Below are 16437 nucleotides of genomic sequence, written 5' to 3' on the forward strand. Positions count from 1 at the left end.
GCAGGCATTTGCCTAAAGAGTGCTTTGTAATGCCGCAGTAATGGCAGCCATCCGGATAAGATTTGATAAACAGAACCGATATTGGTGGGGAATGGGGTGGCAAGGTGGGCGGGCGAGGCGGCTCAGCGGTTGGACTTGTGAATGCTCGCAAAGATATTGGCCGCCAGATAGCTTTCATCAAAACTGCAAATCTGCATGAGCGCCGTCCGGTTCAGGAACTTCACCTCGTTGTTCCGGAATGTCAGCAGATTGTCCTCGCGCAGCTCCCTCAGCATTCGATTGGTGTGGATCGGCGTCAATCCGAGCGCGTCGGCCAGCTCGCTTTGGGTGATGGGGCAATAGAAGCCGTTCTCGTCGCCAGTGCCATTGGCCCGGGCACGATAGCCGAGTTCAAGAAGAAGATGCGCAACACGCGAGACGGAGGCGCGCCGCCCCAGACTGATCAGGTGTTCCAGCAGGATGGTGCGCTGGCGCGCTGTCATCTCCATGAAGGCCATGGCCAGCCGCGCTGATTTCAGCACGTTTTCAACCAGCGTATCGAGGTTGATTTCCAGCACCGAAATATCGGTGATGGAAAACAGCGTGTAATAGTTGAAGCCCAATCCCGTGCGGAAACCCAGAAGGTCACCCTTCATGGGAAAGTCGAGAATCTGCCTGTCGCCATTGGGCAGATCACGATAGATGCAGCACCACCCGCTATTGATGATGAGCACCGAATTCGTCCAGTCACCTTGTCTGGATATGATTGTATGCGGTGAATAGTGTCTGGTCGAAACCGGCATCGATCGCAGAACATTAAGGTCATTTGCCTCGAAGGTCGCATCGATGGGTGGATTCTTGAGAAGATTGAGCAGAGTGTTGTCTTCGTTATTCAGCCCCATCGGCGTTACCCGGTGCATGGTTTGGATATCAGGATGATTGCCCGGCTCATCCTGCACGAAATCGCGTCATATTGGATGACAAGCTTCCGTGAGGGGCAATGATTTGGCAAGGGGGCATTTTCTACCACTAATTGGGTAGAATAGCGGATACACTCTAAACCATATTTCTATTCGCCCGTTAATCTAGGTTAATGACAGCCCGGGGGAGTTCGGCAATAATTTAAAAAAATAAGATATATAAAAGAACTTAGGGCGACTGAATACAATCATAAAATAGAACACGATGTAATCCACATGTTTAATGAAGGTTAGACATGGAGAAGGATTGCGTTCTTGAAAAATTCAGAGGGCGTTAAAATGAATATTTCTGCACAGTTCAAGGATAAGGAAGAGAGCCTCAACCCTCGCAACATGTATGCGAGCCGCGTTACTGATCAGCGCGACTATTCCAAGGAGCGGGAACAGTCGCTGGTTGTCATTATAGACAGCCGCGCATTGGATCGCGAGTGTCTGGCGCATGGACTGACCAATAATTGCGCCGATATGGCCATTGCAACTTTCAGTTCATTCGAACAATGGCAACATCAGCGTCGCAGCCGGACAGCATCGGCTGTGCTTTTCAATGTGGGCGGACAGAAAGTATCCGACCCGGCGGTCGGCAATTATCTCAAGTCTCTCGTCACCGAATGTGCGCCTGCGCCGGTAATCATTCTCGCCGACAAGGAAGAAATATCGCAAGTCGTCCGCGCGCTTGAGCATGGCGTGAAGGGCTATATCCCGACGTCGGTCAATCTCAATGTCTGCATTGAAGCGTTGCGTCTCGCCATGGCGGGCGGCACCTTCGTGCCAGCGAGCAGTGTTCTGGCTCTTCGTCATGCTACGGAAACGGGTGCGCAGCGCATTCAGCCATTGGGCGGCATGTTCACGCAGCGCCAGGCTGAGGTCGTCAATGCATTGCGTCGCGGCAAGGCCAACAAGATCATCGCATATGAGCTGAAGCTCCGCGAAAGCACTGTGAAAGTGCATATTCGGAATATCATGAAGAAGCTCAAGGTCACGAACCGCACGGAAGTCGCCTGCATCATTAACGAGCTGTTCCCTTCGGAAACCTCATTTTCCGAACTTTAATAGCCGTTACATCCAAGCTGATCTTCCCGTGAAGGAGCACTGTTGTGATTATCTCCGACGTTTCGTCAGGAAGCGCGCGGCAGCCGGTTGCCGACCTTCTGGATACTGTTAAGCGCAGAAAACTGATGCTGACCGTGCCCGTTCTGGTGGGCATAGGGGTTGGTTGCCTCGGCTACATGAATGCCCCCGTCTCCTATGTTTCGGAGGCGGTGGTTGTTCTGGACATGCGGCGCTTGCAGGCGCTTCCAAGCGAAAGCGCCATTACGCCGCTGCCGCAGGATAGCCCGGTTCTGCGTTCAGAGCTGGATATCATCAATTCGCGAATGATGGCGCGCAAGGTGATCGATATTCTGCAAGCGGACGGCGTCACGGTGCCCCCCGCAGCCACACCGAACAGCGACGCTGCCGCTCGTGAGCGCGATCAGATCGATCTTCTGCTTTCGCGGTTGCAGGTTACCAATGACGGTCGCTCCTATACGATTTTCATTTCGTATCGGGCATCCGATCCGGTCTATGCGGCGAAGGTCGCCAATGCGTTTGCGAACGCTTATCTGGACCATCAGGTGGATGTCCAGCAATCGGCGGCCAAGCGCGTCAGCGAATGGTTGGGTGAAAAGCTCGTCACATTGCGCAACGATCTCGAAACAGCCGAACGGGCTGCGGAAGATTTCCGGCAGAAATCCGGTCTGGCGGGCGATCAGGGGCAGATGACGTTTCAGGCGCAGCGCGTTGCGGCTTTGAATACGGAGATTGTTGCGGCAACCGGGGCCGTGTCTTCGGCAGAGGCTCGATTGCAGACCGCACAGGCGCTGAAAGGAAGCAGCGATGCACCGGCCTTGGCCGAAGTTCTGGCGTCTCCGGCGATCCAGCAATTGCGCAATGAAGAGGCGCGTGTTGAGCGCCAGCTTGGTGAGTTGCAGACGAACGGTGCCGTGAAAAGCGCCGAGATACCCGTTTTGACGGCAGAGCGCGACGCACTGCGGCAGCAGATTGTCGGACAGGTTGACCAGATCGTGCAAAGCCTCGGCAATGAAATCCAGATCGCCCGGCAAAGGCGGACCAGTCTTGAACAGGCGCTGAAGGCTGCGGAAGCCGACCTTGCGAGCGCCAATCAGGCGCAGGTGACGGCGGCGCAGCTCGACCGCGAAGCCAATGCCAGCCGCGTTGTCTATGAAAGTTATCTGACGCGATACAAGCAGCTGATTGAGCAGGATGGCATCGCGTCGGCAGAAGCGCAGCTGATTTCCAGCGCTGAACCGGCCATGGCCAAGGCAAGCCCGAAACTGATGAACTGGCTGTTGCTGGGCATCGGTCTGGGTGGGCTTTTCGCCGTTGCCGGTACGATGCTGAAGGAAACCTTCGACCGGATCAGACCGGCCCAGACCTCATCGCTGGCCTTGCCGGGTATTCCGGCAGCCACCTTGCTGCCCAACACGCCACGCCTGACCGTACCGCTGTTGATCAATGGCGGGCTGGACCCGGCCAGCGCTTTTGGTCGTGCAATCAAGTCTGTGCATGATCGTTTGCGGGTTCTGACGCGGGGGCGCGATTCCCTTGCTTTGTCGGTGATTTCGCTATCCGATGCCGATAGCAAAAGCCTTGTGATCACCGCGCTCGCCCAACAGTTTGCTGCGAGCGGCGTATCGATTGCGGTGATCGATGCGACCAACGGCCAGTCAGGCCTTTGTGCGGCTTTCGGTCTGCCCATCGACGATTTGCAGCCACCCGCTACAGCCAAAAAGCTGAGCGGCGCCGCACTGATCCACGATCATGGCTCCGGTATCGATATTATCAGACCGCATCGGCCAGCGCTGGAAGGCGACTGGCTGAGCGGGCTCATTGCGCAGCTGCGCGCCGATCACAAGATCATCCTGGTGGATTTACCGCCCTTCAAGGAAGACAAGCGGTCGGTTCTGATGTCGCGCGCTACGGATACAGCACTTCTTGTGGTCAGCGATGACCGGCGCGATTCCAGCGCAACCAATGCGCTGGTGCAGACGCTGGCATCTTTTGGCCGCAAGCCCGCGCTCGCTGTCGTCAGTCAGGCCCCGGCCATCTATGCCGGGCGGGTGACCAGCACGCTGGCAACGGTCCGCGCCCTGTTTTCCGGGCTGTTCAAGCGCCGCAGCCGAACGCCGGATCTGGCGCCGGATCAAAACCAGGGACAGGTTTAGTTTAGGAGGGGGCCATGCCGAAAATTCCATATAAGCGTCGTTTTGCCCGCCATTTACATGCATCGGTGTTTTCCGCGATGCTGTTCCTCGGCGCGGGCAGCATGGCGCTGGCCGACGGGCAGATTTATCGCATCGGTTCCAATGATGTCTTGCTGGTCACGGTCTACGGCCAGCCTTCTCTGACCGGGCTCTACCCGGTCGATGTGGATGGCAATATAGGTTATCCCGTTGTCGGCAGCATTCCCGTTCGCGGTCTCACGACAACTGAAATCAGCGAGAAGATCGCAGCATCCCTGTCGCAGCATATTCCGGGCCTGACGGTGACGGCGACGATCAACCAATATGCGCCGGTCTTTGTCGTGGGTGATATCAAGGCACCCGGCAAATATGAGTACCGGCCCGGCATGGTTGCGCTGGAACTGATGGCGCTGGGCGGCGGTGCAGGCAAGGGCGAAGCGCCCGCCGTAACTGCCGGTATGCAGTTGATCGCAGCGCAGCAGGAATATTCCGATCTGCAATTGCAGATTTCAACTCAGACAATCCGCCGGGCGCGCTTGGCTGCGGAATTGCAGGGAACCGATTTCGACTACACGCCATCGCAGCAGTCTAACGTATCAAAAGACGATCAGGTGATGGTTCAGCATATGCTGGAGGGTGAGCGCACACTGTTCGATGTACGCCGCAACAACATGAAAGCCGAACGGCAGGCGCTTGAGGCGCAGGTCGCAAGCTATGGCGACGAAATCAACACCCTGCAGGAAAGCATCAAGCTGCACGATACGGAAATCCAGCTCTTGCAGGAAAATGTCGATTCCAGCCGGTCGCTGGTCGATCGTGGCCTCGCGGCCAAGTCGAACCTGCGTGATCAGGAGCGCGATCTGTCGGCGACACGCCGCGATGCGCTGGAGTTGGCTTCGTTTCTGGCGCGAGCACGGCAAAACCAGCTCGCCATGCAGCAGCGTATCGCCAATCTGGAAGAAGTCCGGCGCAGCGATGCGGCAACCAGCTTGCAGGAAGTCGATCTCAATCTGGCTCGGATGGAACGGCGCAGCGGTGCGCAGATACAGACCATGGCGGAAATCGCCAAGTCGTCCGGCAATATCTCGTCAGCCGATATGCGCAAGAAAATGATCTTCACGATCAGCCGCAATGTAAACGGCGCGTTTCAGGATATTACCGGTAACGAGCGGACGGAAATCAAACCAGGCGATATTCTGCGTATCGAACTTGATATGAGCAAAATCAACCCGTCGCCGTCGTAAGTCAGTTCACATCTGGAACCCTCGTGCTTCGAGACGGCGCTGCGCGCCTCCTCAGCATGAGGGGTTTGGTGCTCCCAAAAGCTTGGTGCTCCCAGCATCAGTGAAGGGGGATCGGTCGCGGTCGCTATGCCGCGACGGCTTCAGCGTTTTCTTCTACCCAGGCGGAATAGACAGCGCGCAAGCCGTCTTCGAGGCTGATGCGCGGCTTCCAGCCGAGTGCGGCCATGCGGGATGTGTCGAGAAACTTGCGCGGCGTGCCGTCCGGCTTGCTCAGATCATGCTCGAACCGGCCCTCATAACCCACAATACGGGCTATCAGTAGCGCCAGATCCCTGATCGAGATTTCCTCGCCGGAGCCGATATTGACGGGCTCGAACCCATCGTGAAACTGCAAGAGATGCAGACAGGCATCGGCCAGATCATCGACGTGCAGGAACTCGCGCAGCGGCGTACCGCTGCCCCACAATGTTACCTGTTCAGCGCCCATGATCTTGGCTTCATGGATTCTGCGCAGCAGCGCTGGCAGCACATGCGAAGTCTTCGGATCGAAATTGTCATTCGGGCCGTAGAGATTGGTCGGCATCGCCGTCATGAAGCGATCGCCGAACTGGCGCGCGCAGGATTCGGCATATTTCAGCCCGGCAATCTTGGCGATGGCATAGGCCTCATTGGTCGCTTCAAGCGGCCCGGTCATCAGGGCGTCTTCGGTCAGCGGCTGCGCTGCGTCGCGTGGATAGATGCAGCTTGAGCCGAGCCAGAGCAGGCGCTCCACGCCAGTCTGGTGCGCCGCGTGAATGACATTCATGCCAATGGCGAGGTTGTCATAGAGAAAATCGGCGGGTGACTGCGCGTTGGCGAGAATACCGCCGACATGGGCTGCGGCGATGATGATAACGTCTGGCCTGCGACCCGTGATGAAGTTCTCGGTCGGTCCCTGACGGGTCAGGTCCAGCGCGCTATGCGCGGCGGTGATGACGTCGCAATCCGTGCCGTGCAAACGGCGCAGGATGGCCGAACCGACCATGCCGGTGTGCCCAGCAACAAAGACCTTTTTGCCGGCCAGTGAATAGACCGGTTCTGTGGTTATATCATTGTCCGTAGAAGTCATTGCGCCCAGCCTCCCGCATGATATTGCGCAAATCCCAATCCACCATCTCCGCGACGAGGCTGTCGAAGCCGGTGGTGTGCTGCCAGCCAAGGCGGTTATGGGCTTTCGAGGCGTCGCCCAACAGGAAATCCACCTCATTCGGACGGAAATAACGCGGATCAATCTCGATCAGGCAATTGCCGGTCTTCCGGTCGATGCCAATTTCCTCCACGCCATCGCCCTTCCATTCGATCTGCTTGTCGACAGCCTTGAAGGCATGTTCGACGAATTCGCGCACCGTATGCGTTTCGCCGGTTGCGAGCACATAATCGTCGGGCGTTTCTTCCTGCAGGATACGCCACATGCCCTCCACGTAATCGCGGGCGTGGCCCCAGTCGCGGCGGGCGTTCAGATTGCCAAGACGCAGCTTGTCCTGCAAACCCCGTTCGATGGCCGCGACGGCACGGGTGATCTTGCGGGTGACGAAAGTCTCGCCGCGCAGCGGGCTTTCATGGTTGAACAAGATGCCGTTCGACGCGTGGAAACCATAGGCTTCGCGATAATTCACCGTGGTCCAATAGGCATAGAGCTTCGCTGTAGCATAAGGGCTCTGCGGCATGAACGGTGTGTGCTCGTTCTGCGCGTTCGGCGAGGAATTGCCGAAAAGCTCCGAAGTTGAAGCCTGATAAAAGCGGCTGGTTTTGCCAAGGCCCAGAATACGGATGGATTCCAGCAGCCGGAGCGTGCCGAGCGCATCGGTATTGGCGGTATATTCCGGCGTTTCGAAACTCACCTGCACATGGCTTTGCGCGCCGAGATTATAGATCTCGTCCGGGCGCACTTCCTGAATGACGCGGCACAGATTGGTGGCATCGGTCAGGTCGCCGAAATGCAGGCGAAACCGCACGTCTTCATCGTGGGGGTCCTGATAGAGATGGTCGATACGCCCGGTGTTGAACGAGGACGAACGCCGCTTCAGACCGTGAACACGATAGCCCTTCTTGAGCAGGAGTTCGCTCAGATAGGCGCCATCCTGGCCGGTGACGCCGATGATAAGTGCGACTTTCTCACGCTGATTGTCGTGCAAGCTATCGTGCAATCTATCGTTCAAGGGACTGCCCTCCGTCCAGAATATCCATGAGAGCATGTTTACCGATTTCGTGTCGCGGCAGAACGGCTCCAAAACGGCAAGGACAGGCACGCCGGACCCTCTTCGGGTGAAGCGGCGATGGCGTCCGATATGTCCTGATGCACCCAAAGAGGTAGGCACTTCGCCCGCTTGGCGTGCCGCCCATGCCTTTGGGTTTCTTGCGATAAACGACCCGCTGTTGCGATGCTGGTTTCATGAAGGTCGAAAAGACGGGAGACGGGGCTCATGCGCGTTGTGCTTGCCAATCGCTATTTCTATCCGGACCAGTCCGCGACAAGCCGCATGGTCACCAGTCTGGCGCAGACGCTTGTGGGCGAGGGCATTGAAACGACGGTTCTGGCCAGCCGCAGTTTTCATGACAAACGGAAAGAAACCTTGCCCGCGCGCGAGACGGTTGACGGTGTCGATGTGCATCGCATCTGGACCTCCGGCTTCGGCCGCGGAAAACTGACGGGACGGGCGGTCGATTATGCCACGTTCCATCTTTCCGCTGCGGCCTGGTTCGCGACGCATGCCCGCAAGGACGATATCTGCGTGATTTGCACCGACCCGCCTTTGCTGTCGGTTTCTGCCGCGCTGCCGATCCGGCTTCGGCGGGCGAAGCTCGTCAACTGGGTAATGGATCTTTTTCCGGAAACCGCCATGGAACTTGGGCTGGTCAAACCGGGCAGCGCATCGGCAAGACTGGCGCTGGCGCTGCGCAACTGGTCCATGCGCCAGTCGGCGCTGACGATCTGCCCGATTGAGCGCATGTCGCGTTATCTGTCTTCAACGGGCATAGCGCGCGAGAATTTGAGCGTTGTGCATCATTGGGCGGATCGCAACGAGATCATGCCTGTCGCCCCGTCAGAAAATCCGCTGCGTAGCGCCTGGGGATTGGGGCGCAAATTCGTCGTCGGCTATTCCGGCAATTTTGGGCGGGCGCATGAATTCCAGACCGTCCTTGATGCAGCCGAACGGCTCAAACATATGAAAAGCATCGTCTTCCTGATGATCGGGGAAGGGCAGCAGCGGGGCTTTGTCGAAAGTGAAGTCAAACGGCGCGGCTTAACCAATGTGATGATGAAACCGTTTCAGCCTGTCGAAAAGCTCTCCGAAAGCCTCGGCGCCGCCAATGTTCATCTGGTGTCGCTCAAGCCGGAACTGGAACACTGCATTGTGCCGAGCAAGTTCTACGGTGTTCTGGCGGCGGGCCGTCCGACAATCTTCATTGGCGATCCGGATGGCGAGATAGGCTCCATCGTTCGCGATTTCGAATGTGGCGCAGCACTGCGTCCAGGCGAGGTGGATCGTCTGGTCGAGGCGGTTCTGCATCTGCGCCATTCGGCGGTTGGGCGCATGACCATGGGTAACAATGCGCGCTATCTGATGGAGACGGCCTATTCCCGTGAATATGGTGCAGCCATGTGGCAAACGGCAGTCGCTCGGCTGGAAGAGAAAAGCGTGCCCGCAGCGATGCCGGTTCTGGATCGCAAATTCCAGTCTGGAGAGCTTCGATGATGGATGGCTCGGTTGTCGTCAGCCAGCTTGGGGCGCGTATGCATTATGCCGTACCGCGTATTTTTGCCGACCGGCAGCGGCTCGCGCATTTCTATACTGATATATGTGCGCTGCAAGGTTGGCCGCGTCTGCTGAACGGGTTGCCGCCGACGATGCTTCCCACCGCCGTGCGGCGGCTGATCGGTCGCGCGCCACAAGGCATCCCGCAGGAGCAGATGACGACCTTTCCGGGCTTCGGCCTGCATTCGGCTGTGCGCAGGCTCGCCAACCAGACCGGACCGAAATCGACAGCCAATGCCATCTGGGCGGGGCAAAGATTCGGACAACTCGTGGCGGGCAGCGGTTTCCACGGGGCGAGTGGAGTTTATGCCTTCAGCGGTGAGGCGCTGGAACAGCTGACCGCAGCGCGACAGGCAGGATTATGGACCGCCGTGGAACAGATGATCGCGCCGCGCACCGTGGTTGATCAGCTGGCCTGCGAGGAGGAAGTGCTCAATCCTGGCTGGCATTTGTCCGTTGCAGACGATGTGCATGCCGATGACTTTGCAGCACGCGAAAGGGCCGAATGGGTCATTGCCGACGCTGTGGTCTGTCCGTCGGAATTTGTGGCGCGCCATGTGATCGAGGCCGGATGTCAGCCGGATAAGGTGGTGGTCGTGCCCTATGGAGTGGACAAACGCTTTCCGCTTGACCCGTCGCCACGCTTGCCGGGGCCGCTGCGGGTGCTGACGGTTGGCGCGGTGGGGCTGCGGAAGGGCTCGCCCTATGTCGGCGCGGTTGCGAAGGCTGTGCGGGATATCGCGCAGTTTCGCATGGTCGGGCCGATTGATGTGCAGCCGGAAGCTGTTGCGACCCTGTCGGCCAGTGTGGAACTGACCGGCCCGATACCGCGCAGCGAAATGCGAGCGCAATTTGAGTGGGCGGATGTGTTTCTGTTGCCGTCGCTTTGCGAAGGGTCGGCCACCGCCGTCTACGAAGCGCTGGCAGCGGGCTTACCGGTCATTTGTACGGACAATACCGGCAGCGTTGTGCGGCATGGTGTTGATGGTTACATCGTGCCGATACGCGATGTGGCTGAGACGGCGGATGTTCTCAAACAACTGGCGGGCAATCCGGCCATGCTGGCCCGGATGAGCGACAGCGCACGCGAGCGCGCCGCCGATTATACGGTTGCGCGCTATGGCGAGCGGCTTGTTGCAGCACTTTCGCAGCACACACGGAGATTGGCGGCATGAAGATCGTTCACGTCATCGGTTCCTATGATCCCGCCAAAGGCGGTCCGCAGGCCGTCATTGTCAGGCTTGCAGCGGCGCAGGCCGCGCTTGGGCACACAGTGACGATTGTCAGCTATAGCGATGAAGACGTGAACCGCCGTGCTGCCAAGGCGGCTGAAACAATACCGGATTTTGACAAGGTGCAGACATTGCTGCTGCCCATGCCCGATTTGCGGGAAATGCTGCTGGGGAGCCGCGCGGCAAAGGCCATGGCACGACTGATCCGCTCGGCGGATTTTGTGCATCTGCACGGTGTTTGGGAAACAAACCTGCTGCGAGCTTCCATGCTGTGTCGGCGGTTCGGCGTGTCTTACTGCGTCTGTTGTTGCGGCATGCTGGATGTGTGGAGCATGCAGCAGCGGTCATGGAAGAAAAAGCTGGCGCTCGCTCTGGCATTTCGCCGGATGCTGGATGGTGCGGCCTTCATTCAGGCGCTCAACCGCGATGAAATCGAGCTGATGCGGCCACTAGGTCTCACGCCGCCAAGCCTGATCATTCCGAATGGCATTTTCCTCAATGAAGTTGAAGGTGACGTCAGCGGCGCGAACAGTGCAACACTGGCAAAATTGCCGAACCGGCGTTTCGTTCTGTTTCTGTCGCGGCTGCATTACAAAAAAGGCCTCGACATTCTGGCCGATGCCTATCGAAGGGTTGCACCAATCCTGCCGGATGTCGATCTCGTGGTTGCCGGGCCGGATGGCGGTGCCGAACATGATTTTCGCGAACAGATCCGGCAATATGGGCTGGAACAGCGTGTGCATCTGGTTGGCGGCCTTTACGGGCCGGACAAGATTGCAGCGCTGAAACGGGCGGCCTGCTTTTGCCTGCCCAGCCGGCAGGAAGGGTTCAGCGTGGCCATAACCGAGGCGCTAGCCTGCGGTGTGCCGGTGGTGATCACCGATGCCTGCCATTTTCCGGAGGTCGCCGAGGCGGAAGCGGGCGTGGTCTGCGCAGTGGATGCCGAAGCCGTCGCGGCAGGGCTGATGCAGATTCTGGACGATCCCACGCGGGCGGTCTGGATGGGCGAGGCGGGCCACAAGCTGGTGCGTGACAACTACACCTGGCCGCGTATTGCGGCGCAAACCATCGACGCCTATCAGGCCTATCAGAAGCGTAAGACTGGCTCGATCATGGGCGGTAACGGCTATGGCCTCATCCGCGAGCGCCGGATGGGGCCGGTTTAACCAGCAATCATCACACTGCCTTCCGCCTTTGCCGCACGGCTTTTGCCGGGTTTCCGGCATAGACGGTCCATGGTTCCATATCGCGGAAACTGACGCCACGCGCGCCGAGCACTGCACCTTCACCCACACTCACACCGGGGCCCACGAACGCTTCCGCGGCGATCCAGCCATGCGGGCCGATGTGGATCGGCGACGCCGTGAGCGGAAAATCCGCGCGGTCGATGTCGTGACCTGCCGTGCAGAGATGCGCGCCTTGCGAGACGATGGCAAAGGGCGCCAGCGTGACATTGGCGACATTATAGCACTGCGCGCCGGGACCAAGCGAGGAATGCGCGCCCATGATGAGATTGCCGGGCCACCAGATGCGGGCGCTGCCACGCACAATGGCCGTCTTGTGGATTTTAGCACCGAACAGCCGCAGCACCCTGCCGCGCCAGCGCCAGAGAAACGACGGTGTCCAGGCTGCGAGCGCCAGCCAGGTCATTTGCCAGCCGAGACGTTGCAGCCGATGCTGCAAGGTGAATGTCGCCCCGCCTTCCATGGGGCGCGAGGCGCTTTTGCGTCCGGCAATCGGCGCTGCCGACCGGGGGCGGGATGGATTGGGCATGGCGGTCATGATGGTCATCCCCTCAATGGGTGGGGTATCGCGCCGGACGCCGGAGCATGGCGTGGCGGCGATACCGGCAAATGGACGGAGCGGTTGCGAATGACGCAGAGCGACAGGATCGGAATGAGAAACAGGGCCATATGGATCCAGACCGTGATCACCCAATCCGTCTGATGAGAAATGGCGTGCATGGCAGGTACGATGGAGAACATGTAGATCAATTGGCCAAGCATTTCGCCCGCCATGGCCGTTTCCCAGAGACGCCGTATGATCCATGCCAGCAGCAGGAATTTCAGCGCACCGAAATACCAGAATGAAGAAAAGGCATCGATCAGGCCGGTCTCAGTGGTGCCGGTGAGCGGGTTGTAATTGCGGTCGGGCTTGGGTGTGGACAGGTATAGGCTGTCCTTGATCTGGCTACCGACGAACTGTGCGGGCACATAGGTGAAGACAACCCGGTTCCAGTGGAACTTGCCGTAATCGAACTCCAGTCGCCGGTCGATCTCATCCATGCGCAACACGGCATTGCGCATTTCCGGACCGCCGCGTTCCAGTGTTTCCTCGAAATTGGCGGCATAATCGATGTCGAGAATCTGGTCGAGCACGAAGCCGGATGCAGCACGCGTCACCTGCCGGTAATCGCCCATGCTGGTCATCAGGAATGTCCCTGCAAGAATGCCGATGAACATCAATGTGCGCGGCACCACCCAGCGCCGATAGAACCAGAAAGCGAGGAGGAACATCAACAGAAGCTGGATGGCCTCAGCGCGTTTGCCGGTGACCACAATGCGGTCCAGATAGAACACCAGATCGAACAGGATGATGCCCAATGCAAGCCATGAGCTGCGCCGCGCAAAGCAGAGGAGCGCGATGGCGAGGCCATAGGGCATGAGCTGCGCGAAGAAAAGCCAGATCACCGGCATGCCCGTCATCTGCACGCCGATGGACACTTCGCCGGGCAGGCGGCTCAAAAGAAAGTAAAAGGACGCGCCGAAAACCGATAGCCCGGCCGCGGCCCATAAGAGCCGCCTTTCGCTGAAGCTCATGGTGAGAAATTTGAGGGGCCGGTTCCCCATCTGCCAGCCCATCGCCAATGCGAGGAAGGCCAATATGCCCATCACCATCGTTTTCGCATAGGCTCCCGCTGGCAGGAACGGGTCGTTCACGAGCGCGGGCACCTGCGGCAAGATAAAGCCGAATGTCATCACACCGGCCAGAAATGGGAATTGATACATCCGTTCCGGACGTCCGAGAAAGCCGACGGCCAGAAATGCCGCGACGAGAAGAACGAATATCCAGGTGAGGGAAAGGTTCACTGCTCGCCCTCCGTCGATTGGCAGATTGCCGACATGGCGAGCGCCGGGCTGTTTCCGGTCAGGTCCTGCGGGAAGATGCGGCCCGAAAGCAGATACCAACCAAGCTTGACATATTCCTTGGCGATTACCTCCGCATCGGTTCGGGTGGTGGGAAAGCCGATATGGACGTCGCTGTCATTGACAGGGGCTGACATGAAACGCATCTGCGGGCAAACGGCACGAAAGCTCGCGACGGCGCGGCGCGAGTGGTACCAGTTGGTGACGATGAGCGCGCTCTTCGCGTTGATTTCACGCATCATAGGGGCCGAATAGAGCGCATTTTGCCAGGTGCTGCCCGAATAGCATTCCGCCAAAATGGCCGATGGAGGCACACCTTCCCGTACGATGATCTGCTTGTTGAACAGGCAGTCAACATCGCCCGTGACGAGGATATAGGGCGAGCGCCCTTCCTTCCAAAGACGTGCTGCCTGTTCTGCCCGTGGCGGGCCGTCGCCGCCCGGCACGACGATCACATCGGCCCGGCTTCCGTCATCCGGCAGTGCCAGCAACGGTTCGGAAAAGAACATGGCGGCCAGTCCGAAGAACACGGCGCAGGGCAGAATGGCGAGCAACATCATACCATGCGTCGCTCCGGTTCTTTGGCGTCCAGCGTTCGCTGTTGAATTGAAGGGCGGGCAGGCTGCGCATTCTGGCGACTGCGCTGCTCTTCCATCTTCACGACGATCATGAACTCATAGGCTGCGAGAAGGCGGCAATAGAGATAGCCGGGCTTGCCGTCGAGAAAGCCACGCCGCAGCACATACATGTAGAAAAAGCGCAGGCTTGGACGGAAAGGCATATTGTAGGACAGTGATTTCAGGGCGCGCCGCCGTCTCTCCGGTTCGGTGGAGAAAATGCCGCCCCAGTCAATGCTCCGTTCAAGAAGCCGTGCCGCGGATAGATCCGCTTCCACTGAGGAATAGCGGTTGTGTTTGGCGTACCAGGCTTCCAGCCCCTTGTTGAAGCTGTAGTGGATGAAATGCGCCTGCAACTCGCCGCCCGGCCCACCGCTGGCGCGTGAATGCACCGAACGTTCAAAGCGAACACGGTCGGGCCTGACAAGGCGGGTTATCCATGTCGGATAAAGGCTTGCATGGCGAATCCAGCGCCCCATGAACATGTTCTTGTAGCGCGCCTTGAAGAACACTTCCGGACGGTCCGGATCGGCGGCAATCGCCAGCATTTCGTCGCGCAAATCCGGCGGGGTGACCTCATCGGCATCGGGCGTGTAAACCCAGCCATGTTTGAATTTGATTTCCGTCAGCCCATACATGCGCTGGCGGTCTTCCGTATCATAAGCGTGGGTGTAAACGCGGGCACCCGCGGCCTTGGCTATTTCTACGGTGCGGTCGGTGCTGAATGAATCAAGCACCACGATATCGTCGCACCAGGCGAGCGATTCCAGACAGGCGGGGAGGTTCATTTCCTCGTTGAATGTCATGATGAGCGCGGAAACGGTCATGTGGTGGTCCCCGGAAATGTGAGATTGGGTTTGGCTGTCTGGGCCGTGTCGGCAATCGTCGCGGCAACGACAATGGCGGGATGCTGGCCTCTGGTCATGCGCCGCACGAAAAGCGTGTGCAGTACCGCTGGCAGCAGCAGCGAAACCAGCATGATCCAGGCGGGCACACCGGTTCGGATCGCGATATAGGCGACAGCTCCGGCAAGCAGGTTGAGCGCCATCACGGCCATGGCGGTCTGCCCGCAACTGAGGCCCGCATCCATCAACAGGTGATGCAGATGCTGGCGGTCGGCGGAAAACGGGCTGCGTCGCACGGCGAGCCTGCGGATGATGAGGCTCAGTGTGTCGATAACGGGAACGGCGACGACCCACAGCAGAACAGGGAAGGCGATGGCGGGTTCTCCACTTGCGAGGATGAGGGATGTGCCCGCAAGGGCCGCACCAAGAAGGGTGCTCCCACCATCGCCTAGGAAGAGGCTGGCCTTCATGCGCCAGCGATGGCGCATATTGAAGACGAGGAAGCCGAGACACGCTGCGGCGAGCGCCAGCGTCTGAAGGCCGAGCCGATGCTGTCCAAAGTCGAAGCCAATCACGGCAAGCCAGAAAAAGGCGGCGGCGCTGGACGCGCCTGCCAGCCCGTCAACGCCGTCGCTCATATTGACCGCGTTGATGAGGCCGACAATGAACGTCAGCGCCAGCAACAGGAAAAGTGGACCGGCCAGAAAGATGGCGCCGCTTTCGGCAGTCAGGCCGGTGGAAGGCAAGGCGATATTCATCCCGAGACTGAGCCGCTCAATACCCGCCATCCCGATGATAAGGGCGGCGGCAAGCAGCTGTGCGCTGAGACGCGGCATCACCGGCAGGTTGAAGCGGTCATCCAGTACGCCTGTGACAAGAACGAGGGCCAGACCGGGAAGCAATTGCAGAATATTTGCCTGATCGGATGTGCCCTGCACAATCGAAGCGGCAATGGCGAAGGCAAGAAAAATCGCGATGCCGCCGCATAGCGGCACTGCGCCGTCGTGCCGCTTCCGGTCATCTGGAATATCGATCAGATACCATTCGCGGGCCAGCTCCCGGAAGCCGATGCAAAAGGCGACCGAGAGGACGAAGGCCAGAAGCGTGATCCAGGAAAGATTGCTCATGTCTCCTCCGAGGCGCGAAACAAAGTCTACCGCTCAATTTCCGTGCTGCATTTCCCAACCGAACCGCGTCGCGATTCTGCTGGTCATGTTTTGGAATTTTTACCCAGTCGGATGGGGTCCCACGACTTGGCTTTAGAGCGAGCGGCATACCCCTTTCAGGTCAGGCGCTAATACCAACGGTGACATTTCCCACTGTGGGCGAAAGGCTATTCTGAAAGGCGCCGGGAA

14 protein-coding genes are annotated in these 16437 nt (G+C 58.8%); 6 read left to right on the forward strand and 8 right to left on the reverse strand.

Going from position 1 to position 16437, the window contains the following annotated elements:
- Positions 1-122: 122 nt before the first annotated feature.
- Positions 123-881, reverse strand: coding sequence for a Crp/Fnr family transcriptional regulator (locus ACTJKP_RS12355; RefSeq protein WP_440630864.1), 759 nt, complete (start codon positions 879-881; stop codon positions 123-125).
- A 357-nt stretch (positions 882-1238) separates the two neighbouring features.
- Between ACTJKP_RS12355 and ACTJKP_RS12360 the strand changes: the two genes are divergently transcribed.
- The 3 genes from ACTJKP_RS12360 to ACTJKP_RS12370 are packed head-to-tail and all read left to right on the forward strand — an operon-like array spanning position 1239 to position 5445.
- Positions 1239-2009 carry a LuxR C-terminal-related transcriptional regulator gene (locus ACTJKP_RS12360; RefSeq protein ID WP_440630865.1) on the forward strand — a complete coding sequence of 257 codons (771 nt, stop codon included), beginning with the start codon at positions 1239-1241 and terminating at the stop codon, positions 2007-2009.
- Positions 2010-2053: 44 nt separating this feature from the next.
- A complete protein-coding gene (locus ACTJKP_RS12365; RefSeq protein ID WP_440630866.1) occupies positions 2054-4183 on the forward strand; it encodes a GumC family protein in 2130 nt (709 codons plus the stop codon).
- Between the two features lie 14 nt (positions 4184-4197).
- Positions 4198-5445: a polysaccharide biosynthesis/export family protein gene (locus tag ACTJKP_RS12370; protein WP_440630867.1), complete on the forward strand. Its 1248-nt coding sequence runs from the start codon at positions 4198-4200 to the stop codon at positions 5443-5445.
- Positions 5446-5569: 124 nt separating this feature from the next.
- Here ACTJKP_RS12370 and ACTJKP_RS12375 read toward each other — a convergent pair whose 3' ends face one another.
- Together ACTJKP_RS12375 and gmd are read right to left on the reverse strand one after the other, a co-directional pair.
- The gene (locus ACTJKP_RS12375) at positions 5570-6553 is read right to left on the reverse strand and encodes a GDP-L-fucose synthase family protein (RefSeq protein WP_440630868.1); all 984 of its coding nucleotides are present in this window, start codon (positions 6551-6553) and stop codon (positions 5570-5572) included.
- A complete protein-coding gene (gmd, locus tag ACTJKP_RS12380) occupies positions 6534-7619 on the reverse strand; it encodes a GDP-mannose 4,6-dehydratase (protein ID WP_440630974.1) in 1086 nt (361 codons plus the stop codon). Before gmd ends, ACTJKP_RS12375 begins: the two co-directional genes overlap by 20 nt.
- A gap of 288 nt (positions 7620-7907) precedes the next feature.
- On the opposite strand from gmd, the gene ACTJKP_RS12385 reads away from it, so the two are divergent.
- Genes ACTJKP_RS12385 through ACTJKP_RS12395 form a run of 3 tightly spaced genes read left to right on the forward strand, consistent with a single transcriptional unit; the run spans position 7908 to position 11640 of the window.
- The gene (locus tag ACTJKP_RS12385; RefSeq protein ID WP_440630869.1) at positions 7908-9182 is read left to right on the forward strand and encodes a glycosyltransferase family 4 protein; all 1275 of its coding nucleotides are present in this window, start codon (positions 7908-7910) and stop codon (positions 9180-9182) included.
- On the forward strand, positions 9182-10417 hold the full coding sequence (locus ACTJKP_RS12390; RefSeq protein WP_440630975.1) for a glycosyltransferase family 4 protein: 1236 nt from the start codon (positions 9182-9184) through the stop codon (positions 10415-10417). The genes ACTJKP_RS12385 and ACTJKP_RS12390 overlap by 1 nt, the downstream gene beginning before the upstream one ends.
- Positions 10414-11640: a glycosyltransferase gene (locus ACTJKP_RS12395; RefSeq protein ID WP_440630870.1), complete on the forward strand. Its 1227-nt coding sequence runs from the start codon at positions 10414-10416 to the stop codon at positions 11638-11640. Before ACTJKP_RS12390 ends, ACTJKP_RS12395 begins: the two co-directional genes overlap by 4 nt.
- Positions 11641-11650: 10 nt before the next feature.
- Here ACTJKP_RS12395 and ACTJKP_RS12400 read toward each other — a convergent pair whose 3' ends face one another.
- From ACTJKP_RS12400 to ACTJKP_RS12420, 5 genes are read right to left on the reverse strand one after another with little or no spacing between them, the layout of a single operon-like run.
- Entirely contained in the window at positions 11651-12247 is a 597-nt protein-coding gene (locus ACTJKP_RS12400; protein WP_440630976.1) for a putative colanic acid biosynthesis acetyltransferase, read from the reverse strand.
- A gap of 14 nt (positions 12248-12261) precedes the next feature.
- Entirely contained in the window at positions 12262-13563 is a 1302-nt protein-coding gene (locus ACTJKP_RS12405; protein ID WP_078339210.1) for a hypothetical protein, read from the reverse strand.
- The gene (locus ACTJKP_RS12410; RefSeq protein ID WP_440630977.1) at positions 13560-14177 is read right to left on the reverse strand and encodes a YdcF family protein; all 618 of its coding nucleotides are present in this window, start codon (positions 14175-14177) and stop codon (positions 13560-13562) included. The genes ACTJKP_RS12405 and ACTJKP_RS12410 overlap by 4 nt, the downstream gene beginning before the upstream one ends.
- On the reverse strand, positions 14177-15064 hold the full coding sequence (locus ACTJKP_RS12415; RefSeq protein ID WP_440630871.1) for a glycosyltransferase family 2 protein: 888 nt from the start codon (positions 15062-15064) through the stop codon (positions 14177-14179). The genes ACTJKP_RS12410 and ACTJKP_RS12415 overlap by 1 nt, the downstream gene beginning before the upstream one ends.
- Entirely contained in the window at positions 15061-16209 is a 1149-nt protein-coding gene (locus tag ACTJKP_RS12420; RefSeq protein ID WP_440630872.1) for an MraY family glycosyltransferase, read from the reverse strand. Before ACTJKP_RS12420 ends, ACTJKP_RS12415 begins: the two co-directional genes overlap by 4 nt.
- Between the last annotated feature and the right edge of the window lie 228 nt (positions 16210-16437).

It is taken from the genome of Brucella sp. 22210 (assembly GCF_052045675.1).
GTDB lineage: Bacteria > Pseudomonadota > Alphaproteobacteria > Rhizobiales > Rhizobiaceae > Brucella.